This is a genomic window from Kitasatospora sp. NPDC018058, assembly GCF_044327205.1.
In the GTDB taxonomy this organism is placed as follows: Bacteria; Actinomycetota; Actinomycetes; order Streptomycetales; family Streptomycetaceae; genus Kitasatospora.
This window is the reverse complement of sequence record NZ_JBIRFA010000013.1, coordinates 207,158-231,849: the sequence shown is the minus strand read 5'-3', so window position 1 is coordinate 231,849 and position 24,692 is coordinate 207,158. Positions and strand designations below refer to the sequence as shown.

General features: G+C 73.6%; 23 protein-coding genes. 15 read left to right on the top strand and 8 right to left on the bottom strand.

The features are described 5' to 3' along the window. The first annotated feature begins 215 nt into the window (after positions 1-215). On the top strand, positions 216-2,291 hold the full coding sequence (locus ACH4E7_RS20605; protein ID WP_396250457.1) for an APC family permease: 2,076 nt from the start codon (positions 216-218) through the stop codon (positions 2,289-2,291). A 311-nt stretch (positions 2,292-2,602) separates the two neighbouring features. Next, positions 2,603-3,955 (top strand): class I SAM-dependent RNA methyltransferase, encoded by a 1,353-nt coding sequence (locus ACH4E7_RS20600; protein WP_396250456.1) that lies wholly within the window; start codon positions 2,603-2,605, stop codon positions 3,953-3,955. Between the two features lie 69 nt (positions 3,956-4,024). Here ACH4E7_RS20600 and ACH4E7_RS20595 read toward each other — a convergent pair whose 3' ends face one another. Further along, positions 4,025-4,219, bottom strand: a complete 195-nt coding sequence (locus ACH4E7_RS20595) for a hypothetical protein (RefSeq protein ID WP_396250441.1) — start codon at positions 4,217-4,219, stop codon at positions 4,025-4,027. A gap of 271 nt (positions 4,220-4,490) precedes the next feature. Between ACH4E7_RS20595 and ACH4E7_RS20590 the strand changes: the two genes are divergently transcribed. After that, the gene (locus tag ACH4E7_RS20590; protein ID WP_196947319.1) at positions 4,491-4,727 is read left to right on the top strand and encodes a toxin-antitoxin system HicB family antitoxin; all 237 of its coding nucleotides are present in this window, start codon (positions 4,491-4,493) and stop codon (positions 4,725-4,727) included. Then, complete coding sequence (locus ACH4E7_RS20585; protein ID WP_355669577.1) at positions 4,724-5,152, top strand: fic family toxin-antitoxin system, toxin component; 429 nt, start codon at positions 4,724-4,726, stop codon at positions 5,150-5,152. Before ACH4E7_RS20590 ends, ACH4E7_RS20585 begins: the two co-directional genes overlap by 4 nt. Before the next feature lie 30 nt (positions 5,153-5,182). Here ACH4E7_RS20585 and ACH4E7_RS20580 read toward each other — a convergent pair whose 3' ends face one another. Further along, complete coding sequence (locus tag ACH4E7_RS20580) at positions 5,183-6,037, bottom strand: GNAT family N-acetyltransferase (RefSeq protein WP_396250440.1); 855 nt, start codon at positions 6,035-6,037, stop codon at positions 5,183-5,185. 193 nt (positions 6,038-6,230) lie between these two features. Between ACH4E7_RS20580 and ACH4E7_RS20575 the strand changes: the two genes are divergently transcribed. The 8 genes from ACH4E7_RS20575 (at position 6,231) to ACH4E7_RS20540 (ending at position 14,753) form a co-directional block, all read left to right on the top strand. After that, positions 6,231-7,124 carry a RimK family alpha-L-glutamate ligase gene (locus tag ACH4E7_RS20575; RefSeq protein WP_396250439.1) on the top strand — a complete coding sequence of 298 codons (894 nt, stop codon included), beginning with the start codon at positions 6,231-6,233 and terminating at the stop codon, positions 7,122-7,124. Further along, a complete protein-coding gene (locus ACH4E7_RS20570; protein ID WP_396250438.1) occupies positions 7,121-7,975 on the top strand; it encodes a RimK family alpha-L-glutamate ligase in 855 nt (284 codons plus the stop codon). Before ACH4E7_RS20575 ends, ACH4E7_RS20570 begins: the two co-directional genes overlap by 4 nt. A 50-nt stretch (positions 7,976-8,025) precedes the next feature. Further along, positions 8,026-8,859: a putative RNA methyltransferase gene (locus ACH4E7_RS20565; RefSeq protein WP_396250437.1), complete on the top strand. Its 834-nt coding sequence runs from the start codon at positions 8,026-8,028 to the stop codon at positions 8,857-8,859. 248 nt (positions 8,860-9,107) lie between these two features. Beyond that, entirely contained in the window at positions 9,108-10,403 is a 1,296-nt protein-coding gene (locus tag ACH4E7_RS20560) for an AAA family ATPase (RefSeq protein ID WP_396250436.1), read from the top strand. 104 nt (positions 10,404-10,507) lie between these two features. Continuing rightward, entirely contained in the window at positions 10,508-10,855 is a 348-nt protein-coding gene (locus ACH4E7_RS20555; protein ID WP_396250455.1) for a nucleotide pyrophosphohydrolase, read from the top strand. 167 nt (positions 10,856-11,022) lie between these two features. After that, complete coding sequence (locus tag ACH4E7_RS20550) at positions 11,023-11,910, top strand: DUF6099 family protein (RefSeq protein ID WP_396250435.1); 888 nt, start codon at positions 11,023-11,025, stop codon at positions 11,908-11,910. Positions 11,911-12,181: 271 nt separating this feature from the next. Further along, complete coding sequence (gene helR, locus ACH4E7_RS20545; RefSeq protein WP_396250434.1) at positions 12,182-14,341, top strand: RNA polymerase recycling motor ATPase HelR; 2,160 nt, start codon at positions 12,182-12,184, stop codon at positions 14,339-14,341. 112 nt (positions 14,342-14,453) lie between these two features. Continuing rightward, complete coding sequence (locus tag ACH4E7_RS20540) at positions 14,454-14,753, top strand: DUF6087 family protein (RefSeq protein WP_396250433.1); 300 nt, start codon at positions 14,454-14,456, stop codon at positions 14,751-14,753. A 132-nt stretch (positions 14,754-14,885) separates the two neighbouring features. Here ACH4E7_RS20540 and dapD read toward each other — a convergent pair whose 3' ends face one another. Then, positions 14,886-15,875, bottom strand: a complete 990-nt coding sequence (dapD, locus tag ACH4E7_RS20535) for a 2,3,4,5-tetrahydropyridine-2,6-dicarboxylate N-succinyltransferase (protein WP_396250432.1) — start codon at positions 15,873-15,875, stop codon at positions 14,886-14,888. A gap of 141 nt (positions 15,876-16,016) precedes the next feature. Between dapD and ACH4E7_RS20530 the strand changes: the two genes are divergently transcribed. The 3 genes from ACH4E7_RS20530 (at position 16,017) to argF (ending at position 21,494) form a co-directional block, all read left to right on the top strand. Next, the gene (locus tag ACH4E7_RS20530; RefSeq protein ID WP_396250431.1) at positions 16,017-17,693 is read left to right on the top strand and encodes a 3' terminal RNA ribose 2'-O-methyltransferase Hen1; all 1,677 of its coding nucleotides are present in this window, start codon (positions 16,017-16,019) and stop codon (positions 17,691-17,693) included. Next, entirely contained in the window at positions 17,690-20,353 is a 2,664-nt protein-coding gene (locus ACH4E7_RS20525) for a polynucleotide kinase-phosphatase (protein WP_396250430.1), read from the top strand. Before ACH4E7_RS20530 ends, ACH4E7_RS20525 begins: the two co-directional genes overlap by 4 nt. A 139-nt stretch (positions 20,354-20,492) precedes the next feature. Continuing rightward, positions 20,493-21,494, top strand: a complete 1,002-nt coding sequence (argF, locus tag ACH4E7_RS20520; protein ID WP_396250429.1) for an ornithine carbamoyltransferase — start codon at positions 20,493-20,495, stop codon at positions 21,492-21,494. A gap of 69 nt (positions 21,495-21,563) precedes the next feature. On the opposite strand, the gene ACH4E7_RS20515 is transcribed toward argF, so the two are convergent. The 5 genes from ACH4E7_RS20515 to ACH4E7_RS20495 all read right to left on the bottom strand — a co-directional run bounded on the left by ACH4E7_RS20515 (position 21,564) and on the right by ACH4E7_RS20495 (position 24,681). Next, entirely contained in the window at positions 21,564-22,097 is a 534-nt protein-coding gene (locus ACH4E7_RS20515) for a superoxide dismutase family protein (RefSeq protein WP_396250428.1), read from the bottom strand. Between the two features lie 82 nt (positions 22,098-22,179). Further along, positions 22,180-22,587: a type II toxin-antitoxin system VapC family toxin gene (locus tag ACH4E7_RS20510; protein ID WP_396250427.1), complete on the bottom strand. Its 408-nt coding sequence runs from the start codon at positions 22,585-22,587 to the stop codon at positions 22,180-22,182. Positions 22,588-22,646: 59 nt separating this feature from the next. Then, positions 22,647-23,666, bottom strand: coding sequence for a hypothetical protein (locus ACH4E7_RS20505; protein WP_396250426.1), 1,020 nt, complete (start codon positions 23,664-23,666; stop codon positions 22,647-22,649). Positions 23,667-23,702: 36 nt separating this feature from the next. Then, positions 23,703-24,227 carry a SigE family RNA polymerase sigma factor gene (locus tag ACH4E7_RS20500; protein WP_396250425.1) on the bottom strand — a complete coding sequence of 175 codons (525 nt, stop codon included), beginning with the start codon at positions 24,225-24,227 and terminating at the stop codon, positions 23,703-23,705. Positions 24,228-24,333: 106 nt separating this feature from the next. Then, entirely contained in the window at positions 24,334-24,681 is a 348-nt protein-coding gene (locus tag ACH4E7_RS20495; protein WP_396250424.1) for a hypothetical protein, read from the bottom strand. Between the last annotated feature and the right edge of the window lie 11 nt (positions 24,682-24,692).

The following is a 24,692-nucleotide window of genomic DNA, read 5'->3' as shown; positions in this document are numbered from 1 at the left end:
GACCTGCGCAAACACCGTTCATCTCCCTTTCCCGCCCGGCTTTCCGGGGCGAGCCTTCTCGTGGGGGCGTCGGCCGGACACCGCTCGACAACCTGAGTGTTGCCCACCGACTCGTATCCGACACGCTAGCCGGTCCACCGAACGCAGTCGCGACGAAGGGGGGGACAAGCGGCGCAAGTCTTCCCGGCAAACCCCTACGATTCCTTAACGTGCCTATGCCGACTGACCTTCCGAAACGCCTGCTGATCGGGCGCGCTCTGCGCAGTGACAAGCTTGGGGAGACCCTTCTCCCCAAGCGGATCGCGCTGCCCGTCTTCGCCTCGGACGCGCTCTCCTCGGTCGCGTACGCCCCCGAGGAGATCCTGCTCACGCTCTCCGTCGCGGGGGCCTCGGCGATCAACTTCTCCTGGCAGATCGGCCTCGTCGTGGCGATCGTGATGCTCGCCGTGGTCGCCTCCTACCGACAGAACGTGCACGCCTACCCGAGCGGGGGTGGCGACTACGAGGTCGCGACCGTCAACCACGGGCCGGCCGCCGGCCTGGTGGTGGCCGCCGCCCTGATGGTCGACTACGTGCTGACCGTGGCCGTGTCCACCACCTCCGGCGTCGCCAACGTGGTCTCCGCCGTCCCCTCACTGCGCGGGCACGAGATGATCGTCTCGGTGGTCGTGGTCGTGCTGCTGATGGGTATGAACCTACGCGGCGTGCGCGAGTCCGGTGGTGCCTTCGCGGTGCCCACCTACGCCTTCATGGCGGGCGTGATCGGGATGGTCGGCTACGGCGTCTTCCGGCACTACGTGCTCGGCCAGGCCATGCCCGCCGAGAGCTCCGGTTTCCACCTCGCCGCCGTCCCCGGCAACGAGTCGCTGGCCGGCTTCGCGATGGTGTTCCTGCTGCTGAAGTCCTTCTCCTCCGGCTGCGCCGCGCTCACCGGCGTGGAGGCGATCTCCAACGGCGTGCCGGCCTTCCGCAAGCCGAAGAGCAAGAACGCGGCCACCACGCTGTTGATGATGGCGACCATCGCCGTGGTGATGTTCATGGGCATCATCTGGCTGGCCCGGTTGACCGGGGTGCAGATGGCCGAGAACCCGGCCGAGCAGCTGGTCGGCTCCGGCCCCGGCTATCACCAGAAGACCGCCTTGGCCCAGATCAGCGAGGCCGTCTTCAACAACTTCACGCCCGGCTTCTACTTCGTCGCCGCCGTCACCGGTCTGATCTTGGTGCTGGCCGCCAACACCGCCTTCAACGGCTTCCCGGTGCTCGGCTCGATCCTGGCCCAGGACCGCTACCTGCCGCGCCAGCTGCACACCCGCGGCGACCGGCTGGCCTTCTCCAACGGCATCATCCTGCTGGCGATCGCCGCGATCCTGCTGATCATCGCCTTCGACGCGGACCCGACCAGGCTGATCCAGCTCTACATCGTCGGCGTCTTCGTCTCCTTCAACATGAGTCAGTCCGGCATGATCCGGCACTGGACCCGACTGCTGCGCACCGAGACCGACCCGGCCGAGCGCCGCCGCATGCAGCGCAGCCGGGCGATCAACGGCTTCGGCCTGGTGATGACCATGGCCGTGCTGATCGTCGTGCTGGTCACCAAGATCGGCCACGCCTGGATCGCGATCGCCGCGATGGCCGTGCTGTTCGTGATGATGAAGGGCATCCGCCGCCACTACGACCGGGTCTCCGAGGAGCTCACCGCCGCCGAGGAGCCGGACGACGTGGTGCCGCCCACCCGGGTGCACGCGATCGTGCTGGTCTCCAAGCTGCACAAGCCGGCGCTGCGCGCCCTCGCGTACGCCAGGCTGGCCCACGCCCACACCCTGGAGGCGATCACCGTCAACGTCGACCCGGCGGACACGACGGCGCTGCGGCAGGAGTGGGACGAGCGCGGCATCGAGGTGCCGCTGAAGGTGCTGGACTCGCCGTACCGCGAGATCACCGGGCCGGTCCTGGACTACGTGAAGAACCTGCGGCGCAGCAGCCCGCGCGACGTGGTCGCGGTGTACATCCCCGAGTACGTGGTCGGTCACTGGTACGAGCACCTGCTGCACAACCAGAGCGCGCTGCGGCTCAAGGGGCGGCTGCTGTTCAAGCCCGGGGTGATGGTCACCTCGGTCCCCTGGCAGCTGGAGTCCTCGGAGCGGCGCAAGCCGCAGAAGGCCTGGTCGCCGCCGGGTGCCGTCCGCCGTGGCGAGCCCCGGGCGCCGAAGGCCGTAAAGTCGAAGGATTCCGTCTCCACCGGTGAGACCACCGGTGACACCTCCGACCGCAGCAAGGACTTCTCCCAGTGACGCGCAACACTCCGCCCCGTTCCAAGGGCTCCTCCGGTGCCTCCGGCAAGGGCGGCGCCCGTCGGGGCGGCTCCCAGCCCGGGCAGGTGTCCCGGCCGCGCTGGGGCCGGCCGAACCGCCCGGAGGCCACCGACCGTGACGGCTTGACGGCGCGCACGGCGCCGATCGTGCCGGGGGAGGCCCCCGCCGAGAAGCCCGTGCGCGCCGAGAAGCCCGCCCGGGCCGAGAAGCCCGCCGGTGCGGAGAAGGGTGCCGCCGCCGGGGCGGGCCGGAAGGCGCCGCGCAAGCAGGCGGTGCGGCCGCCGAAGGCGCTGCGCACCACTGCCGCGGCGCCCGCGCGGCGGCCGGAGAAGCCGTCCGGGGAGCCGCTGGTCGGGGAGCGCTACGAGGTCGAGGTCGGCCCGGTCGCGCACGGCGGCGGGCACTGTGTGGCCCGGCACGAGGGGCGGGTGCTGTTCGTCCGGCACACGCTGCCCGGCGAGAAGGTGATCGCGCTGGTGACCGAGGGCACCACCACCTCGCGGTTCCTGCGGGCCGACGCGGTGGAGGTGCTGGAGCCGGCCAAGGAACGGATCGAGGCGCCGTGCCCGTTCGCCGGGCCGGGCAAGTGCGGTGGCTGCGACTGGCAGCACGTGACCCCGGGCGGGCAGCGCAAGCTCAAGGCCGCGGTGCTGACCGAGCAGCTGGCCAAGCTGGCCGGGCTCACCCCGGCCGAGGCGGGCTGGGACGGCAGCGTCGAGCCGGTCGGCGGCAAGCTGCCGGCCGGGCAGGTGCCGGCCTGGCGCACCCGGGTCCAGTACGCGGTGGACGCGGAGACCGGCAAGGTCGGCCTGCGCAAGCACCGCTCGCACGAGGTGCAGCCGGTGGACCGCTGCCTGATCGCCGCCGAGGGCGTCACCGAGCTGGGCATCGAGTCCCGCGACTGGCCGGGCGTGGCCACCGTCGAGGCGGTCGCCGCGACCGGTTCCTCGGACCGCCAGGTGGTGCTGACCCCGCGCCCCGGCGCCCAGCTGCCGCTGGTCGAGCTGGACAAGCCGGTGTCGATCGCCCGGGTGGACGAGCAGGGCGACATCCACCGGGTGCACGGGCGCACCTTCGTGCGTGAGCGGGCGGCCGGGCGGACCTGGCGGGTCAGCAACGGCGGTTTCTGGCAGATCCACCCGGAGGCGCCGGACACCCTGGTCGACGCGGTGCTGGAGGGACTGGACCCGCAGTGGGGCGAGAACGCGCTCGACCTGTACTGCGGCGTCGGCCTGTTCGCGGGCGCGCTGGCCGACCGGGTCGGCGAGGAGGGCGCGGTGCTCGGCATCGAGTCGTCCAAGCAGGCCGTGGTCGACGCCCGGCACAACCTGGCCGCACTGGACAACGTGCGGATCGAGTGCGACCGGGTCGAGACGCTGCTGCCGCGCACCGGCATCACCGCCACCGACCTGATCGTCCTGGACCCGCCGCGCGCGGGCGCCGGGCGTGAGACGGTCGCGCACCTGGTCGGCCTGGAGGCGCGCCGGATCGCGTACGTGGCCTGCGACCCGGCGGCGCTCGCCCGGGACCTGCGGTTCTTCCGCGAGGGCGGCTACCGTCCGGTCTCGCTGCGGGCCTTCGACCTGTTCCCGATGACGCACCACTTCGAGTGCGTGGCGATCCTGGAGCCGACCGGGGAGTGACCCCCGATGTTCGAGGAGGCGGCACCCCGTGGCGTACGGGGGCCGTCTTCTCGGCGTTTCGGGGTGCGGCTACTCGTTGTGCTCCTCTTCCTCGGCGCTGTGCGGCAGGTCGATGCCGTGCTGGGCGGCGAGCCGGAGGAGCCCGGCGATCCGGCCCTCGTACGCCTGGACGCCGTCGGCGTCCCCTTCGGCCCGGGCCGCCGCGAGGTCCCGGCGGGCCTGGGCGAGCTGCTCGCGCAGCTCCTGGTCGAACATGGCTGTCATTGCCGGCCTCCACACCGGTCGGTGCCGCTCGGGGGAACGCTCAGGAGAGTTCAGAGTCCTGGATGCTGAAGGACTCTTCAAGTCTCGCTCGTCCTGGTGGGGTGGGGCAGCGCCGGGGCGGGTATGGGAGCTGGGCCGTCCCCGGCGGGTCCGGTGGAGGGGCTTCGGTGACGGATTCGCGGACGGGAGGTTGCGAGGGGGCGTGCGGCAGGTGTGCGGGCGGTGTGCGCGCGCCCTTGTTGTGCTAGCACTTCAGCGCTAGCTTGACGGCATGGGCAAGAAGCAGCTGAACGTCCGAGTGGACGCCACGACCGCGGAGATGGCCCGGGAACGGGCGGAGCAGCAGGGGATCAGCATGAACCAGTACATCGAGCGCCTGGTCCAGCAGGACATGGGTGAGTCCGGGCGGGCCTTCGTCGACGCGGCCGCGCAGTTCATGAAGGAGTACGAGACGGCGTTCCTCGCCGAGTTCGGGGAGCCGGGCGAACTCCAGGACGTGCGCCGTTGAAACTGGAGGTCGACCTCTCCTGGCTGCTCATGACCGCCGAGCAGTACACGCCAGGTGACCCGCAGGTCACCGACTACGGCTCGCTGCTCGCGGCCGTCACCCGGCATCAGGCCGAGATCTTCGACATCGCCGTCTACCCCGAACCGCAGGACCGCGCGGCCGCGCTGATGCACCAGCTGATCCGGGTGCCGGCCCTGGAGAAGACCAACGAGCTCTACGCGACCGCCGTCGCCTACGCCTACCTCGTCGCCAGCGGCTGCACCGTCGCCACCACCGCCCGCGAGGTGCGCAGCCTCTCCCGGGCCATCCGGGAGGGGCGGCTCGGCGTGTCCGGGGTCGCGGAACGGCTGGCGGCCTGGGTGGTCGACGAGGCCGAGGGGGAGGGCGTCAGCGGGGCGGACGACGAGGACGAGGACGACGACTGACCGCCGGAGCCCCGTCCTCGCCGCTGCCGCCTAGGGCTCCGCGATGAGGGCCGTCGCGAACGGGCGGAAGCCGGCCCGGCGGTAGATCCGGGCGACGTCCTCGTCGGAGGCGGACAGGAACACCGTCCGCACGCCGTTGGCGCGGGCGTGCGCCACCAGGGCCGCGGTGACCGCCAGGCCCAGGCCGCGCCGGCGCGCGGACGGCAGCGTCCCGACCCCGACCACCTCGGTGACCGGGCCCACCGGGTTGTGCTGGCCCGCGCACAGCGCCTCGGTGCCGTCCAGGGCGGCGGCCAGCACGGTGACGCCGTCGGTGATCCGCTGGGCGATCCGCGCCACACCGCCCTCGGCCGTCAACCGCGCCGCGTTCTCGGCCAGTTCGGCCGCCCCGGCGGGGCCGGCGGCGGTGCCCGGGTTGCCGAAGGCGACGTGCGGGACGGCGACCGCGTCGGCCAGCTCGGGGGCGTCCGCGGCCAACACCCGTACCGCGACCCGCTCGGGCAGCCCGGGCGCCGGGGCCGGCTCCTCCTGCGGACCGAGCACCAGCAGCGGGTGCTCGTGCACCGTCAGCCCGGCCGCCTCCACGGCCGCGCGCAGCTCGGGGTTCTGCTCGGCGACCCACTCGAAGGCCTCCGGCGCGCCCACCTCCCGCTGCCGCTCCAGTACCTTGCGGACATCGTCGACGGTGGCGGCCGGGCCGTCGTGGCCGAGTGTCGGGCGGGCGTAGTACTGCCAGCCGATGCTGCCCCTGCGGACGAACAGGGTCAGCGGGCCGAAGTCCTCGGCGTCGGCGGCACTGCGCGGCACGGTGTCGTAGTAGCGCTCGATCTCGTCGAGCAGGGCGCGGTCGCCGGGAGCACGATCAGCAGAAGTCACGGCGTGCATCCAAGCAGGGGCGTTGCAGGGCCGCCACCGATTTGCCGGGACTCCCGGGGCCGCGGGTTGTGGATTGTTGCCGAACGCTTACCGGCTCGCGGTGATCTTGTGCGTATACGCCGGGCATGCTGAACCCTTCACAGCTCTGCCGAGGGGGACGGCGGACGTCCGCACTCGGCGAGGCAAGGGGGAAGACAGGCCCATGAGGCTCTGCTTTCTGGTGGAGGAGCACTACCGGCGGGACGGGATGCCGCTGGACGTGGCACGTCAACTCGGCGCGTGGGGGCACCGGGTGGACGTGCTGCGCCCCGGGGACTCGCTGATGGCGATCTCCGAGGCGGTGCGGGCCGGCAGCCACGACGCCTGGGTGCTCAAGACCGTCTCCGGCGGGCCCGGGCTCACCCTGCTGGAGGCGGCCGCAGCGGTCGGCCTGACCACCGTCAACGACGTGCGCTCGATCCGTGGCGTCCGGGACAAGGCGCTCGCCTCGGTCATCGCCCGCACCCGCGGCCTGCCCGTCCCGGTCACCTACGCCGCCGCCCGTTGGGAGCGGCTGGCCGAGATACCGGCGGCGGAGTACCCGCTGGTCGTCAAGCCGGCCGACGGCAGCTCGGGGCGGGGCGTCCGGCTGGTGGCCGGGCCCGACGACCTGCCCGGCCTCGGGCCCGAACTCGCGGGCGAGGGGCTGCTGATCGCGCAGCCGTACGTGCCCAACTCCGGGACGGACCTCAAGGTGTACTGCGTCGACGGCGAGTTCTTCGCGACGGAACGTTCCTCCCCGCTGCACCCCGGGCAGGGCGTGCGCGAGCGGCAGGTGCCGCTGCCGACGAGCGTGGCGCGGATCGCGGCGCAGGTCGGCGAGGTGTTCGGGCTTGACCTGTACGGGCTCGACGTGCTGCTCGGGCCGGACGGGCCGGTGGTGGTGGACGTCAACGACTTCCCGAGCTTCCGTCAGGTGCCGGACGCGGTGGCCCGGGTCGCCCGAGCGGTACTGCGGCTCGCGCGCAGCGGGACCGCCGTGTCGGCGCCCGTGCTGGTGCCGGCGGGTGGCGCCTCGTACGGCCGACTCGGCCTGGTGGAGGGGGACTTGCTGTGAGGATCGGGCTGATCGCGCGCGATCCGGGGCACCCGGTGCTCGCGGCCGCCGCAGAACTGCTGGTGCGGCGCGGGTGCGAGGTGGAGGTCGTCCCGCCCGGCGGGGCGGTGGGGGAGCCCGCCGAGGTCTACCTGCTCAAGGCCCGCACGCCGCAAGCGCTCTCGCTGGCCCGTGAGTTGGAGCGGCGGGGCGCGGTCGTGGTGAACTCGGCGGCGGCGACCGAACTCTGCCAGGACCGGGTGCGGATGGCGGAACTCGCCCGGGGCGCCGGGCTGCCGTTCGCGGCGACTGTCGCGGCCGGGCGGCTGGCCGAACTCGCGCCGCCGAGTCACCCCTTCGTGGTCAAGAGCCGGCACAGCCGGCGGCACGACCTGGTCGCGCGGGTCGACGGCGCGGCCCGGCTGCGGGAGCTCGTCGAACACTGGGGGGAGGAGGAGGTCGTCACCCAGCCGTACCTGCCCGGGAGCGGGTGGGACCAGAAGCTCTGGGTGGTCGACGGGCGGGTGTTCGCGGCTCGGCGGCGCTCCGAACTGTCCCCGGACGACGGGGAACCGGGGATGGCGGGGGGGTGGGAGCCGCCAGCCGGGACGGCCGCGCTCGCGCTGCGGGTGGGGGAGGTGTTCGGGCTCGACGTCTACGGGGTCGACCTGCTGGACGGGGCCGCCGAGCCGGTCATCGTGGACGTCAACGCCTTCCCGGGGGTGCGCGGGCGGCCCGGCGCGCCGGAGGCGCTCGCCGGGCTCGCGCTGCGGATGGCCGCGGAGCGGGGGCGGGTCTGGGCGGGCCGGGGTCGTTGGGCGGGCCGGGGTCGTTGGGCGGGCCGGGGTCGTTGGGCGGGTTGGGGTCGTTAGGCTGGCCGGGCCCCGAACGGCCGGGGCGAACGGCGAGAGAAGACGAAACGTTGCTGCAGGACATCGAGCCCTACCTGGCCTGCCCCCACTGCGCGCAGGCCCTCACCCGGCACGACCGCAGCCTGCGCTGCCCCGCCGGGCACAGCTTCGACCTCGCCAAGCAGGGCTACGTCAGCCTCCTCGCCGGCGACGCCCACACCGGCACCGGCGACACCGCCGAGATGGTCGCCGCCCGCGCCGACTTCCTCGCCGCCGGCCACTACCGGCCGATCGCCGACGCCCTCGCCGAGGCCGCCACGGCCGTCGCCCCCGAGGGCCTGGTCGCCGACCTCGGCGCCGGCACCGGCCACTACCTGGCCCACGTCCTCGACGCCCTGCCCGGCCGGGTCGGCGCCGCCCTGGACATCTCCAAGTTCGCGCTGCGCCGCGCCGCCAAGGCCCACCCCAGGATCGGCGCGGTGGTCTGCGACGCCTGGCGCCCGCTGCCGCTACGTGACGCCTCCGCCGACCTGATGCTCAACGTGTTCGCGCCGCGCAACGGACCGGAGATCCGACGGGTGCTGCGCCCCGGCGGCACCCTGCTGCTGGTCTCGCCCACCGCCCGCCACCTGCGCGAACTCGTGGCCGCGCTCGGGCTGCTGTCGGTGGACGAGGAGAAGCAGCGCCGGATCGACGAGAAGCTCGGGCCCTACCTGACGCCGGTGGAGCAGCGGGAGGTCGAGTTCACCCTGCGGTTGGCGCCGCAGGACGTCCGTACCGTCGTCGGCATGGGGCCGAGCGCCTGGCACACCGACCGGGAGCGGCTCGACGCGGCGCTGGCGGGGCTGCCGGACCCGGTCGGGGTGACCGCCTCGGTGACGGTGGCGAGCTACCGGCGGCCGTAGGCAGGCCCTGGGCGGACGTTGGGCACGGCCTGTGGGCGGGCCTGCTGTGGGCAGGTTCTCGACAGGCCGTGGGCGGGTCCCGGGTCACCGATGTGTGGCCCGGTCGCCACGTTGGGATGAATTTGCCGAGCAGGCACGTTTCTCCCGATCGGGCTGCGGCTAACGTCCGACGGGTGAACCGCGACGCCGCCGCGCCCGCAGGGCCGGCCCATCTGCGACCGGGCACTCCGGGGCCCGACCGGCCGCCCGTGCCACGTCCCACCGTCGAGGAGCTCCGGCTCACCGCCTTCAAGTCGTACCGGCGCGCCGTCCTGCCGCTCGCGCCGCTCACCGTGCTGCACGGGCCGGCCGGGGTGGGCAAGTCCAACGCCCTCGACGCGCTGGCCGTGCTGTCCCGGCTCGCCCTCGGCGAGGAGATCGCCGACTCCCTGGACGGGCTTCCGGACCGCGCCGGCCCGCTCGCCACGCCCGTGCGCGGGGGCCTGGACGGGTGCGTGCCGCACGGGCGGGACGCCGTCATCCTGGGTTGCACCGTCCGCTCACCGCGCGGCCGGATCCGGCTCGACCTGGTGATCCGTACCGACGGTCCGGTCCGGATCGCCCGGGAGTCGCTCAGCCTCGACGGCCGGACGCTGGTGGACACCGGCGAGCAGGACGTGCGCAACCGGCGCGTCAACGTCTGCTGGCACAACGACACCCGGCAGGGCGACATCCGGGCGCCGCTCCCCAGCGGCACCATGATCACCGCGCAGCTGCCGCTGCGGGTGGCCGGCTCCTCCACCGGCGAACGGCTGGTCCTGGCCGCCGTCGAGGACCTGCTCACCGCGCTGCGCGAGGTCTTCCCGCTGCACCCCGTCCCGGCCCTGATGCGCGGCTGGGCCAAGGCCGATCCGCAGGCCCGACTGCGCAGCAACGCGGCCAACATCTCGGCCGTGATCAACCGGCTGAACAACGAGTGCCCGCGCCGGTACGGGCGGCTGCTGCGGGCCGTCCAGGCCGCCGCGCCGCACCCGCTGCTCGGGCTCACCCTCGCGGAGCGCGAGAGCGGGGGCGTGCGGCGGGTGCTCGCCGTCTTCGACGAGGGCGTGCTCGGTCGCACCGGGGCCGACCAGGCCTCCGACGGCATGCTGCGTCTCCTCGCCTTCGCGGCGGTGCTGCTCACCGGGGCCGGGGTGCTCGACCTCGACGTGGCCGCCGAGGTTCCCTGGGCGCACCGGCAGCTCACCGTGCTCGCGGAGGACCTCGGGGCCGGGCTCGCCACCGAGCAGACCGCCTCGCTGCTGCGGCTGGCGCGGGACATGGCGGGGCGCAACCAGCTGCGGGTGGTGGCCGCGCTGCAGGATCCGGCGGCGGCGCGGGAGGCGCTCGGGGCGGGCGGGGAGCGGTCGGGGGAGGCGGCGCTGGTGGAGTGCCGGCGCGATCCGGGGTCGGGGTTCACGGTGCTGCGGCCGGAGGCGGCGCGGGTGCCGGTGCAGTGTGCGCGTGGGGACGGGGGTGCTCCGGCGGTGCTGGGGGACGCGGATGCGGTAGACCTGGAGGCGTGAACGAGCGAGTGACGAGGTCGGGGCAGCCGGGCGGGCCCGGGGGGTCGGCCGGGCGTGCGGGGTCGGCGGGGCGTGCGGCGTCGGCGGGGGCGGGGGCCGGGGAGCTGACGCTGGAGGTTCTGCGTCGGCGGCTGGTGGACTTCGCGGCCGCGCGGAGCTGGGAGCCGTACCACACGCCGAAGAACCTGGCGGCGGCGCTGAGCGTGGAGGCGGGGGAGCTGCTGGAGATCTTCCAGTGGCTCACCCCCGAGCAGGCGGCCGTGGTGATGTCCGACCCGGAGCGGGCCCACCGGGTGCGTGACGAGGTCGCGGACGTGCTCGCGTACCTGGTGCAGTTCTGCACGGCGGTCGGGGTGGATCCGCTGGAGGCGCTCGCGGCCAAGATCGAGCGCAACGAGCACCGCTTCCCGATGCCGGGAGGGGCGGCCGACGTCAATCCTGACGTGGGCTGATCACCCTTGTGAGGGATGGAAGTTATCCACACCCCCCGGGTTTTCCACAGCTTCGGAATCGGTGGATGCGGATCGGCCCGCTTCCCCGCACGCTTTCGCCGTGACCACTCGACCGCCCCGGCGGCGGTCGGGGGCGACGGCGACAGCGAGCGGAAGGAGCGGGGTCCATGGAGGCGCTGCGACTGATCAAGACGGCCCGGTACGCGCTGACCGAGGCCAGGCACGTACCGGACGTGCTGGCCGAGGCGCGGCAGGCCGCGCTGCTCACCGAGGCGGTGGGCGCCCGGTTGGCGGAGTCGGAGGACGAGGAGCTGAGCGGGCTCGGCCAGCAGCTCTCCGCGGCGGGGGCGCACGCGGCGGTCTGCCTGGACCGGTCCGTCGCCAAGGCCTCCCCGGTGAGCGGCGGCCGGGCCGGGCGGCTCACCGAACTCGGCGAGCCGGAACCGGCGTTGGAGGCGCTGGACGAGCTGCTGCGGGAGGTCGGGGAGACGCTGGTGGTGCTCGCCTGCGGGGCCGAGACCGAAAGCCTCTACTGGACGTGCATCGACGGCGTGGACGCGGTGTCGGAGTGCAAGGACGTGGCCGTGCGGCTGCGCGGGGCGGTGGGTGGGGGCGGGGGAGCGGAGCCCACGGCACTCGGCGGGGCGGAGCCCGAACGGGCCGGTCGGGGCGCGCCGTTACTGGTGGTCCGGCTCGGCCCGCCGGGCGCTGACGGGCCGACGGCGCAGGAGCGGGCGCCGGACTACCGGGTGCCCGGCGCGGCCGAGGCTTCGGAGGCCTCGGTGGCGGCCGGGTCGGTGGCGGCCGGGGCGGCGCCCCGGGTGCCGGACTGCAGCTCCGCGAGGTCCGCGGTCACCGAGGCGAGCAGTTCCTGCATCTGCTCCAGCAGGCTCTTGGGGGTCGCGGGCCCGGCCGCGGCGCCGGTGGCCGAGCCCCTCGGGCTGCTCGGGAGCTGCGGCGTGGCAGAGGGTTCGGACATGGCGGGACCTCTTCGGATCGGTGGTGCGGTGTGCCGCAGCGACCAACGAACCGTTCCGGCGGCCGGTCACCGCTGACCACCCGATGCGGTCCAACTCCGCTACGCGGTAAGCCTCCCGGGTGACCCGGGGTTGCCGCCGCGGTGCGGCCTCGGCTAGGGGCCGGGTCGGCGAGAGGAGTGCGGGGGACGGCGGAGGCACCTGCGAAAGGAGCGGAAGGAAGAAAGGAGAGGAAGGGAAAGGGGGAGAACCCACCCTTCGCCACTCTCAACGTATAGCGCACCGGGGGTCTTGCGGCAAGGCCCCGGTGATGGCGCAGAATCGCTGGCCTCAGATCGGAGCTGATGCCATGAACCCCCTGACCACCAGTGCTTTCGACCTTCCCGAGCGCCTTTCCGCCAAGGCCGACCCGGCGCTGATCGCGGGCGACGAGCGGCACTTCGCGGACATCGCGGAGAGCCTGGAGCAGGCGATCGCCGAACTGTCCGACCAGCTCGACGTGGTACGCCGGGCACCGGGCGGCGCCGGGCAGGCGGCGATGGACCGGGACATCGAGGTCCACCGGCTGAGCGGCCGGCTGCGCGCGCTGCGCCGCTACGGCCTGGACCTGTGCCTCGGGCGGATCGTCGCCGCCGGCGACGAGGAGCCGGTGTACATCGGCCGGCTCGGGCTCACCGACAGCGAGGGCCGTCGGCTGCTGGTCGACTGGCGCTCTCCCGCGGCCGAGCCGTTCTTCGCGGCCACCCACGGCGACCCGATGGGCCTGGTCAGCCGCCGCAGGTACCGCTGGACCCGCGGCCGGATCGCCGACTACTGGGACGAGGTGTTCACCGCCGAGGGCCTGGAGGGGCACGCCGCGCTGGACGACCAGTCCGCCTTCGTCGCCAGCCTGGGTGGCAACCGCTCGGCCCGGATGCGGGACGTGCTCGGTACCATCCAGGCCGACCAGGACGCCATCATCCGGGCCGGCTCGCGCGGCGCCCTCGTGGTCGACGGCGGTCCCGGTACCGGCAAGACCGTGGTCGCCCTGCACCGCTCCGCCTACCTGCTGTACTCCGACCCCCGCCTCGGCCACCGGCGCGGCGGCGTGCTGTTCGTCGGCCCGCACCAGCCCTACCTGGCCTACGTCGCCGACGTCCTGCCCAGCCTTGGCGAGGAGGGCGTGCGCACCTGCACCGTGCGGGACCTCCTCCCCGAGGGCGCGGGCGCAGTGGAGGAGGCCGACCCGGAGGTGGCCCGGCTGAAGTCCTCCGTCGACATGGTGAAGGCGATCGAGAAGGCCGTCCGGTTCTACGAGGAGCCGCCCACCGAGGGGATGGCGGTCACCACCCACTGGTCCGACCTCTGGCTGAGCGCCGAGGACTGGGTCGAGGCCTTCGACGCCCCGGACCCGGGCACCCCGCACAACGAGGCGCGCGAGCAGATCTGGGACGAGCTGGTCACGATCCTGATGGACAAGCTGGGTCAGGACGACGAGGAGGTCTCACCCGAGCTGTTCCGGCGCTCGCTGCGGCAGGACCGGGAGCTGGTCGAGACCCTCAACCGCGCCTGGCCGCTGCTCGACGCGACCGACCTGGTCGGCGACCTCTGGTCGGTGCCCGCCTACCTGCGGATGTGCGCGCCCCACCTCGCCCCCGAGGAGGTCCGCAAACTCCAGCGCAAGCACGCCCCGCAGGCCTGGACGGTCGCCGACCTGCCGCTCCTGGACGCGGCCCGGCAGCGGCTCGGGGACCGCGAGGCCACCCTGCGCCGACGCCGTCACCAGGCCTCGGTGGCCGCCGAGCGCGAGCGGATGGCCGACGTGATCGGCGACCTGCTCCAGGCGGACGACGACGGCGAGGGCGTGGTGACGATGCTGCGCGGCCGGGACCTCCAGGACACCCTGATCGACGAGGCCGCGCTGCCCGTCGCCGACGCGGAGCCGCTGGCCGGTCCGTTCGCGCACATCGTCGTGGACGAGGCCCAGGAACTCACCGACGCGGAGTGGCAGATGCTGCTGCTGCGCTGCCCGTCCCGGAGCTTCACCATCGTCGGGGACCGCGCCCAGGCCAGGCACGGCTTCACCGAGTCCTGGCAGGAGCGCCTAGAGCGGGTCGGGCTCGACCGCACCGTCATGGCCTCGCTGAGCATCAACTACCGCACCCCGGAGGAGGTCATGGCGGAGGCCGAGCCGGCCATCCGGGCGGCCCTGCCGGACGCCAACGTGCCGACCTCGGTGCGCAGCAGCGGCATCCCGGTCCGGCACGGTGCGGTGGCGGAGCTGGAGGCGGTGCTCGACACCTGGCTCGCCGAGCACGCCGAAGGGGTTGCCTGCGTCATCGGCGCCCCGGGCTTCGAGGAGCGGCCGCGGGTCCGCTCGCTCACCCCGGAGCTGGCCAAGGGGCTCGAATTCGACCTGGTTGTCCTGGTCGATCCGGAGGCGTTCGGCGAGGGCGTCGAGGGAGCGGTCGACCGCTATGTCGCGATGACCAGGGCGACCCGGCAGCTCGCCGTCCTGAGGAGCCGCTGATGGCGCGGTAGGGAGCGAGCGGGGCCGGGAGGCTCGGGCGGCGGGGCCGGTGCGTCCCCCGGTCGGGTGACGAGGGTGCCGATCAACGGGGTGAGGAGGCCAGACTGGGGCGATGGACGAGGACGAACCGCTGGCGTCGTGGGCCGCGAGGCGGGAGCAACGACTGAGGCCGGCCGGGCAGTTGAGGGCCGTACGGCTCACGCAGGAGCAGCAGCGGGGCGCTCATGTGGCGCCGGGTGAGCCGCGGCTGATCGTGCGGTGGGACGGCTACCAGTGGCTGGCGGAGACGGTGGCCGAGGACTACGCCGCCGCCCAGCGGATCCTGCACGGGATCGAGGGCGACGGGCTGCGGCGGCCGCCCTACTCGGCGCCGCAGCAGCGCCGGGCGCCGGGGCGCCACCGCCGGCCGTAGGGGCGTCGTGGGCGGCTGCCGCGTCGCAGAACGCCCGAGGAACGCCCGCAGAACCGCTCGGAGAACCGCTCGGAGAATGCCGAAGGGGCCCGGCGCATCCAGCGCCGGACCCCGGGGACCGCTGCCCGAAGGTCAGTTGTGGGCGTGCAGGTCCGCGTTCAGACCGCCCCAGGAGCCGGAGCGGGCGATGACCTCGACCGCGCCGGTCTGCGAGTTGCGGCGGAACAGCAGGTTGTCCTGGCCGGACAGCTCGACGGCCTTGGCCACCGTGCCGTCCGGGGTGGTGACCCGGGTGCCGGCGGTGACGTACAGGCCGGCCTCGACCACGCAGTCGCTGCCGAGCGAGATGCCGATGCCCGCGTTGGCGCCGAGCAGGCAGCGCTCGCCGACCGAGACGACCTGCTTGCCGCCGCCGGACAGGGTGCCCATGATCGAGGCGCCGCCGCCGATGTCGCTGTGGTCGCCGACCACGACGCCCGCGCTGATCCGGCCCTCGACCATCGAGGTGCCGAGGGTGCCGGCGTTGAAGTTGACGAAGCCCTCGTGCATCACGGTGGTGCCGGGCGCCAGGTGGGCGCCGAGCCGGACGCGGTCGGCGTGGGCGATGCGCACACCGGTCGGGGCGACGTAGTCGGTCATCCGCGGGAACTTGTCGATCCCGTAGACGGCCAGTTGGCCGCCCTGGGCGCGGACGGCGAGGCGGGCCTGCTCGACCTTGTCCACCGGGACGGGGCCGATGCTGGTCCACGCGACGTTGGCGAGCAGGCCGAAGATGCCGTCCAGGTTCTGGCCGTGCGGCTTGACCAGGCGGTGGCTGAGCAGGTGCAGGCGCAGGTACACGTCGTGGGTGTCGAGCGGCTTCTCGTCCAGCGAGGCGATGGTGGTGCGCACGGCGACCACCTCGACGCCCCGGCGGGCGTCGGCGCGCAGGGCGTCGGCGGCACCGGCGCCGAGCTCGGCCTCGGCCTGCTCGGCGGTCAGGGGGACGGTGCCGGCCGGGCCGGGCTCGGCGGCCAGCACGGGGGCGGGGAACCAGGTGTCGAGGACGGTGCCGTCGGCGGCGATGGTGGCCAGACCGGTGGCCACGGCGCCGTTCGGGAGGGAGGTGGATTCAGCAGTCACACCGTGCACGTTAACCAATGCGGGGCCGAGGTGCCGAACACGCCCACCGTCCGGACGCGCCCTGCGGACCCGCAGGTCGGTGGGGCGAGCGGCGGGAAAACCCGGTGCTCGGAGGCTCCGCGCTGGGCAATACTCAGCCGGGTGTTCATGTCGATTTCCACCATCGGCAGCGCCGAGAACCCGGCCACGGATCTCGGGTTCCTGCTGCACAAGCATCCCGGCAAGGTCCAGCGGTTCACGACGTCGCACGGCGAGGCCCACGTCTTCTACCCCGAGGCAGCGGACGAGGTCTGCACGGCGGCGCTGCTGCTGGACATCGACCCCATCGCGCTGGTCCGCAAGGGCCGGGGCAACGGCAGGGGGCGCGGCGGCTCGCCCGACTTCGCGCTCGCCCAGTACGTCAACGACCGCCCGTACGCCGCGTCCTCGCTGCTCGCGGTGGCGCTGCGGACGGTGTTCCGGTCCGCGATGAAGGGCGACTGCCCGGCCCGCCCCGAACTGCCGGGGCAGGCCCGCCCGCTGCGGATCGAGCTGCCCGCCGTGCCCGCGAGCGGCGCGGGCGAGGGCGGCGGCCCGGCGATGGTGGCCCGGCTGTTCGAACCGCTGGGCTGGCGGGTCGAGGCGACGGCGATCCCGCTGGACGAGGCCTTCCCGGAGTGGGGCGAGTCCCGCTACGTACGGATCGCGCTCGCCGCGGAGTCCGTACGACTCGCCGACGCGCTCCAGCAGCTGTACGTACTGCTGCCGGTGCTGGACGGGGCCAAGCACTACTGGGTCGCCCCGGACGAGGTGGACAAGCTGCTCGCCGCCGGCGAAGGCTGGCTGGCCGCCCACCCGGAGCGCGCCCTGATCGCCCGCCGCTACCTGTCCCGGCGCTGGTCGCTGACCCGGGCCGCGATGGAGCGCCTGGAACTGGCCCGGTTGGCCGAAGCGGACGACCGCGAGGTCGAGGAGATCGACAACGCGGTCGACGACCGGCCGGAGGAGGAGAGCGCCGACTTCACCGGGACCGACGGGACCGCCGGGACCGCCGAGATAGCCGAGACCACTGAGAACACCGGACACATCGGGCACACCGGGAAGAGCGAGCAGCAGCAGTCCGAGCAGTCCCGCAGGCCCTCGCTCGCCGAGCAGCGCCGCACAGCGATCCTCACCGCCCTCCACGAGACCGGCGCGGCCCGGGTCGCCGACCTCGGCTGCGGCCAGGGCGAGCTGATCGGCGAGCTGCTGAAGGACGCCCGGTTCACCGACATCCTCGGTGTGGACGTGTCCGCGCGGGCGCTGCAGGCGGCGAGCCGCAAGCTGCGCCTGGAGCGTCTGCCCGAGCGGCAGGCGGCCCGGGTGACGCTGGCGCAGGGCGCGCTGACGTACACCGACGCCCGGCTGAAGGGCTACGACGCGGCGGTGCTGTGCGAGGTGATCGAGCACCTGGACCTGCCGCGGCTGCCCGCCCTGGAGTACTCGGTGTTCGGTGCCGCCCGTCCGAAGGCCGTCGTGGTCACCACGCCCAACGTGGAGTACAACGTCCGCTGGGAGAGCCTCCCGGCGGGCAGTGTTCGGCACGCAGACCACCGCTTCGAGTGGTCCCGCGCCGAGTTCCGCGCCTGGGCCGAGAAGGTCGCGGCCGCGTACGGCTACACGGTCGAGCTGCGCCCGGTCGGCCCCGAGGACGAGGAGGTCGGCGCCCCGACCCAGCTCGCCCTGTTCCGCGCCGGATCCGGCCCCGACCGGAGCGCCGTGACCACCACCGCCAGCGCCGCGACCACCACTGCCAGCGTGATCACCACCGCCACGCCCGAGGGAGGCGAACTCCGATGACCGACGACGAAACCGCGAGCACTACCCCCCGCCGCCTCCCCGTCACCGACGTCTCCCTGGTCGTCCTGATCGGCACCAGCGGCGCGGGCAAGTCCAGCTTCGCCCGCCGCCACTTCCTGCCCACCCAGGTGGTCTCCTCCGACTTCTGCCGCGGCCTGGTCGCCGACGACGAGAACGACCAGTCGGCCTCCGCCGAGGCCTTCGACGTCCTGCACTACATCGTCGGCAAGCGCCTCGCGGCCGGCCGCCTCACCGTCGTGGACGCCACCAACGTCCAGCCCGAGACCCGTAGGCAGCTGATCAGGATCGCCCGCGAGCACGACGTGCTGCCGATCGCGATCGTGCTGGACGTCCCGCCCGGCGTGTGCGCCGAGCGCAACCGCTCCCGCCCGGACCGCCAGCTGCCCGCCCACGTCGTCCCGCGCCAGCACCGCGAGCTGCGCCGCTCACTGCGCGGCCTGGAGCGCGAGGGCTTCCGCAAGGTGCACATCCTGCGCGGCGAGGCCGAGGTGGCGGCCGCGGAGATCGAGTTGGAGAAGCGCTACAACGACCTGCGCCACCTCACCGGCCCGTTCGACATCGTCGGCGACGTCCACGGCTGCCGCTCCGAACTGGAGACCCTGCTCACCCGTCTCGGCTACACCCTCGCCCGGGACGCCGAGGGCCGCCCGGTGGACGCCGTCCACCCCGCGGGTCGCACCGCGGTCTTCGTCGGCGACCTGGTCGACCGCGGCCCCGACACCCCGGGCGTGCTGCGCCTGGTGATGGGCATGGTGGCGGCCGGGCACGCGATCTGCGTGCCCGGGAACCACGAGAACAAGCTCGGCCGGGCGATGGACGGCAAGAAGGTGACCCTCGCGTACGGCCTCCAGGAGTCGCTGGATCAGCTGGCCGGTGAGAGCGAGGAGTTCAAGGCCGAGGTGCGCGCCTTCATGCGCGGCCTGGTCAGCCACTACATGCTGGACGGCGGCGCCCTGGTGGTCTGCCACGCCGGTCTGCCGGAGAAGTACCACGGCCGCAACTCCGGCCGGGTCCGCTCGCACGCCCTGTACGGGGAGACCACCGGTGAGACCGACGAGTACGGTCTGCCGGTGCGCTACCCCTGGGCGGAGGAGTACCGGGGCCGGGCGCTGGTGGTCTACGGCCACACCCCGGTGCCGAGCGCGAGCTTCGTCAACAACACCATCTGCCTGGACACCGGTTGCGTCTTCGGCGGCAGCCTGACCGCGCTGCGCTACCCCGAGCGCGAGCTGGTGAGCGTAGAGGCCGAGCGGGAGTGGTACGCGCCGGTGCGTCCGCTGCTCACCGACGCGCCGGGCGCCCGTGAGGGCCGCCCGCTGGACCTCGCCGACGTGTCCGGCCGCCGGATCGTGGAGACCGGTCTGCACGGGCGGGTCGCCGTCCGGGAGGAGAACGCGGCGGCGGCGCTGGAGGTGATGAGCCGCTTCGCGCTGGACCCCAGGCTGCTCACCTATCTGCCGCCGACCATGGCGCCGAGCCCGACCTCCCGTCGGGAGGGCTATCTGGAGCACCCGGAGGAGGCCTTCTTCGCCTACCGCGCGGACGGCGTCCGGCACCTGGTGTGCGAGGAGAAGCACATGGGCTCGCGCGCGGTGCTGCTGGTCGCCCGGGACGACGAGGCGCTGGAGCAGCGCTTCGGTGTGGCCGGTCCGGGCGCGATCTGGACCAGGACCGGTCGGGCCTTCCTCAACGACGGGGAGCTGACCGCCGCCGTGCTCGGGCGGGTCCGTGATGCCGCCGAACGCGCCGGTCTGTTCGAGGAGTTGGACTCCGGCTGGCTGCTGCTGGACGCCGAGCTGATGCCCTGGTCGCTGAAGGCTGTGGAGCTGTTGCGTCGTCAGTACGCGGCGGTCGGTGCGGCGGCGGGCGCTGCGCTGCCCGAGGTGCTGTCCGCGCTGGAGCGGGCGGCCGGGCGCGGGCTGGACCTCACGGAGCTGACCGAGCGCCAGCGCCGGCGGGCCGCCGACGCGTCGGCGTTCACCGAGGCGTACCGGCGCTACTGCTGGCCGACCGAGGGCCTGTCGGGCATCCGGCTCGCGCCGTTCCAGCTGCTGGCCGCCGAGGGGGCGAACCTCGCGGTGCGCCCGCACGACGAGCACCTGGCCTGGATCGACCGCCTGGTGGACGCCGATGCCGACGACACCGATGCCGACAACACAGGCGCCGGCAACACAGGCGCCGACAACACCGACGCCGGCGACACCGCCCGGAAGGAGCCGATGCTGCACCGCACCGGCCGCGTCCTGGTGGACACCGAGGACGAGGCCTCGATGGCCGCCGCCACCGCCTGGTGGGAGGAGCTGACCGGCGCCGGCGGCGAAGGCATGGTGGTCAAGCCGCTGGCCTCGGTGGTGCGGACGGTGCGTGGTGAGGGCCGTCCGGGCGGTCTGGTGCAGCCGGGCGTGAAGGTCCGCGGTCGCGAGTACCTGCGGATCATCTACGGCCCGGACTACACCGAGCACCTGGACCGGCTGAGCCGGCGCTCGCTGGGACACAAGCGCTCGCTGGCGCTGCGTGAGTACGCGCTGGGCCTGGAGGCGCTGGACCGGCTGGCGGCCGGCGAGCCGCTGTGGCGGGTGCACGAGCCGGTGTTCGCGGTGCTCGCGCTGGAGTCCGAGCCGGTCGACCCGCGCCTGTAGGAGAGGCCGCCGGCCGGAACGATGACGGGGGAGTCCCGCCCGGGACTTCCCCGTCACTCATCGGCGTTCTGTATAGAAATTCCATCTGTCGTATACACTTGCCGCCTTCCTCGTAGTCCCGTCACCCCAGGAGCCCGGTATGGCCTTCAACCTCCGGAACAGGCACTTCCTCAAGGAGCTCGACTTCACGCCCCAGGAGTTCCGCTTCCTGGTGGACCTCGCCGCCGGGCTCAAGACGGCCAAGTATGCGGGTACCGAGCAGCCCCGGCTGCGCGGCAAGAACATCGCGCTGATCTTCGAGAAGACCTCCACCCGCACCCGCTGCGCCTTCGAGGTCGCCGCCCACGACCAGGGCGCCACCACCACCTACCTGGACCCGGCCGGCTCGCAGATCGGCCACAAGGAGTCGGTGAAGGACACCGCCCGGGTGCTGGGCCGGATGTTCGACGGCATCGAGTACCGCGGCCACGGCCAGGAGATCGTCGAGGAGCTGGCCGAGTACGCCGGCGTCCCGGTCTGGAACGGCCTGACCGACGAGTGGCACCCCACCCAGATGCTGGCCGACGTGCTCACCGTCACCGAGCACACCGCCAAGCCGCTCACCGAGGTCGCTCTCGCCTACCTGGGCGACGCCCGCTCCAACATGGGCAACTCACTGCTGGTCACCGGCGCCCTGCTCGGCATGGACATCCGGATCGTCGCCCCGCGCGCCCTCTGGCCGACCGAGGACGTGCAGAAGGCCGCGCAGCAGTTGGCCGAGGAGACCGGCGCCCGGATCACCCTGACCGAGGACGTGGCCGAGGGCGTGGCCGGCGCCGACTTCCTCTACACCGACGTCTGGGTCTCGATGGGTGAGCCCAAGGAGGTCTGGGCCGAGCGGATCGAGATGCTCAAGCCGTACCAGGTGTCCATGGACACCGTCCGGGCCACCGGCAACCCGAACGTGAAGTTCCTGCACTGCCTGCCCGCGTTCCACGACCTCGGCACCGTGGTCGGACGGCAGATGTACGAGGCGACCGGCATGACCGAGCTGGAGTGCACCGACGAGCTGTTCGAGTCGGCGCACTCCATCGTGTTCGACCAGGCCGAGAACCGCCTGCACACCATCAAGGCGGTCCTGGTCGCGACCCTGGGCTCCTGAGCGGGCCGGTCCCTTCGCCGGACACCTCTCCCGCTTCCACGCCGACCGCCTCGCCGTCCCCGTCTCCGGTTACTTCTCCAGCTTGACGCAGGCCACCCGGTCGCCCGCCGCGTGCGACCCGGCCGGGGTGCCCGCGTGGAGCACCAGTGAGCGAGCCTCGCCCGGCCGCGGCTGCCAGTCCACCGCGGCCGTGGCGGTGCCCCCGCCCCGGTCGTCGGTGCGCAGCGCCAGCCGCAGCTCGTTGCGGTCGTTGGCGTAGGCCGGGTCGGCCGACGGCTGCACCGGGTCGACCACGGCCTGGTAGTGCGGCCCGGAGGCGGCCGGGTCGGCCCCGCAGCTGCCGGTGTGCAGGTGCACCGGGAACTCGTGGTCGGGGGCGAGCCCGGCCACCGTCAGGGTGACCACCGTCCGTCCGGGCACCGAGCGGTCGGTGACCACCCGGGCGTGCGAGCCGTACGGCACCAGGTCGTCCGCGTAGCTGATCGCGGCCGGCGGGACGAAGGCGGTCGCCGGGTCGAAGTGCGCGTCCAGGACGGAGACCGGCGAGGCGGCGGGGGCGAGCAGGGCCAGCGGCAGCAGGGCGGCGGCGAGCGGAGCGGGCATCGGGACGGGCCTTCCACGGGCGGGGCGACGGTCGCCCTGCTAACGCCGCCGCACCGGGAAGGACACTGCGCCGAGGACGCCCTCAGTCCGCCTCGCGCCGGATCCCCCGGATCTCGCAGCGCGGCCCGCTGGCCCGCATCAGCCGCAGGTCGGCGGTGACCAGCGGCGCCCCGTACTGCTCGGCGACCGCGACGTACGCGGCGTCGTCGGGGGTGAGGTTGTCCTTGAGCTCCCAGATCCGGCCGAGCAGCGGCGCCACCTCGATCTTGCGGATCGTCACCGTCGCGAGCTCTCCGGTGAGTTCGGCGACCCGCTCGGCGGTCAGCTCCTTGGCCAGGTAGAGCCCGCGCAGCGACTGCATCACCTCGATGACGATGTGCTCGGGCGCCAGCCACTCGCCGCCGGAGGCGAGTTCCTCCCGGGCCCGGACCCCGCGCGGGCCCTGGTCGGCGAGCGCCAGCACCAGCGCGGATGCGTCCACCACGATCATCAGTCGGTCCCTGCCCGTTCCAGCACGTCAACTCCCGGGCCACCGTACCGGGACGGCTCTCACCCGGTGGAACCGGGCTCCGGGGTAGCGGAGGAGTGCAGCGGGGTTCGCCCCGGAGTGTCGTCGCGGAACGGACGGATCGTCTGTTCGGCCTCCTTCGCCTGTTCGGGGGTGATCCACTCCTGCAGGCCGGCGGACATCGCGGCGGCCTTCAACTGGTCGAGGCTGAGCGGCAGCCCGTCGCGGACCACCTGGACCTTGGCGTGCTCGGCGACCTCCGCGGTGTTGATCACGTTGACCGTCACCCTGGCCTGGTCGGGGCGCAGCAGGCTGGCCTCGCGCGAGAGGACGTCGCCCACTGTCCGTTCGGTGAGCAGCAGGCGGCTGCCGTCCGGGAGCACGCTGTCGGAGCAGTAGCGGAACTGGTCGCCCCTGTTGATGACCGCGCAGCTCATCAGGTCCTCGACGGAGGGGTGGGAGTGGTTCTTGAGGAGGTTCCCGAGACCCCCCTCGATCATGATCCGGACGTCGGCCGGGCCGGCGCCGTCGTCGTAGAGCATGCCGGCCATGGTCAGCACGCTCCCGGGGTCCTCGGCGTTCGCCTTCACCAGCGCGGAGTGGCCGGAGTAGCCGGAGGTCCGCCCGGCCGGGGGCAGTGCCTTGGTGAGGACGGACAGCGCGGTACGGCCGGTCAGGACGACCTTGCCGGCGTTGTGGCCGCTGCCCGGCAGCGGCGGCTCGACGGTGTCCTCCGACCGCTGGAGCGGCTGCGGGAAGCGCCGGCTCGGGGTCGGCGAGGGCGTGGGCGTGGGCGAGGTGGTGACGGTCGGGGAGGCGGTGGCCGCGCCGGTCACGGCCGGGCCGGTGCCCCGGTCCGGCCGCAGTGCGACGGTGCCGCCGATGGCCAGCGCGACCACGGCCGTCACGGCGCCGGTGACGGTCAGCCGGCGCCGGCGGCGGATCGAGCGGCCCTGCCGGGCACTGGCGGCGACGAGCGGGCCGAGCTCGGGGCCGATGCCGTCCATCGTCCGTTCGAAGGCGGCGGACAGCTTCCGGCCGTCCGTGTCCGGTTCGTTCATGGGTCGGGTTTCCCTTCCGGCGAGAGGTTTCGGGGCCTAGGAGCGGGCGAGGTGCTCGGCGGCGTCCGGGCCGAGGACGGTCCGCAGCCGGCCGAGGGCGCGTAGCGACTGGGCGCGCACCGCGCCCGGGTTGAGGCCGAGTTCGGCGGCGGTCTCGGCGACGCTGCGGTCCTCCCAGTAGCGCAGGACGAGCACCGCCCGGTCGCGGGGCGTCAGTTCGGCGAGCGCGGTGAGCAGGGTGACCCGCAGGGCCGGGTCGTCGCCGGGGGCGACGCCCTCGGGCAGTGCGCCGAGGGCGGGCCGTTCGCCGGTGCGGCGCAGCCGGCGGTGGGAGAGGTAGCTGCGCACCAGCGTGCTGCGGGTGTACGCGTCCTGGTTCTCGGCACGGCGGACCTTCGACCAGGAGGCGTAGAGCTTGGCGAGCGTCACCTGGGTGAGGTCCTCGGCCAGGTGCCAGTCGCCGCACAGCAGCAGCGCGGTGCGGAAGAGCCGCTGCCCGCGGCTGTGTGCGAACGCCTCGAACTCCGCGCTCTCCTCGGCCCGTCGTTTCTTCCCGATCACCGCTGACCCCTCGTACCCCGCGTGTCGGGCGTCTCCGCCCCCTGTGTCCGACTGGACGCCCGAGCCCGGCGAGCGCGTTACGGCTCGCGCGGTGGAATTCGGCGGGTCAGCCGCCGAGCAGCAATCCGGCCAGCAATGAGACGGCGTTGGCGGTGCCCGAGGCGATCCAGGGCAGCGGGTCGCGCGGGCGCAGTCCGGTGATCGGGCAGAGCAGCAGGGCCTCGACCACGACGACGGACGTCTCGCTGAGCGCGAAGCCGGTCCAGTACGCTGCGGCGGGCCCGTCGGTCCAGTGCCGGAGGGTCCACCAGAGCAGTGGATGCGTCATCAGGTTGACCAGCACGCCGGCCGCGGCCGCCCGCCGCGGGCGTACGCGCCCGACCCAGGTGAGGGCGGCGGTGTAGACGGGCGTCTCGGTCAGCAGGGTGAGGGCGAGGGCCACCGGGTAGCGCACGGCGGGGATCG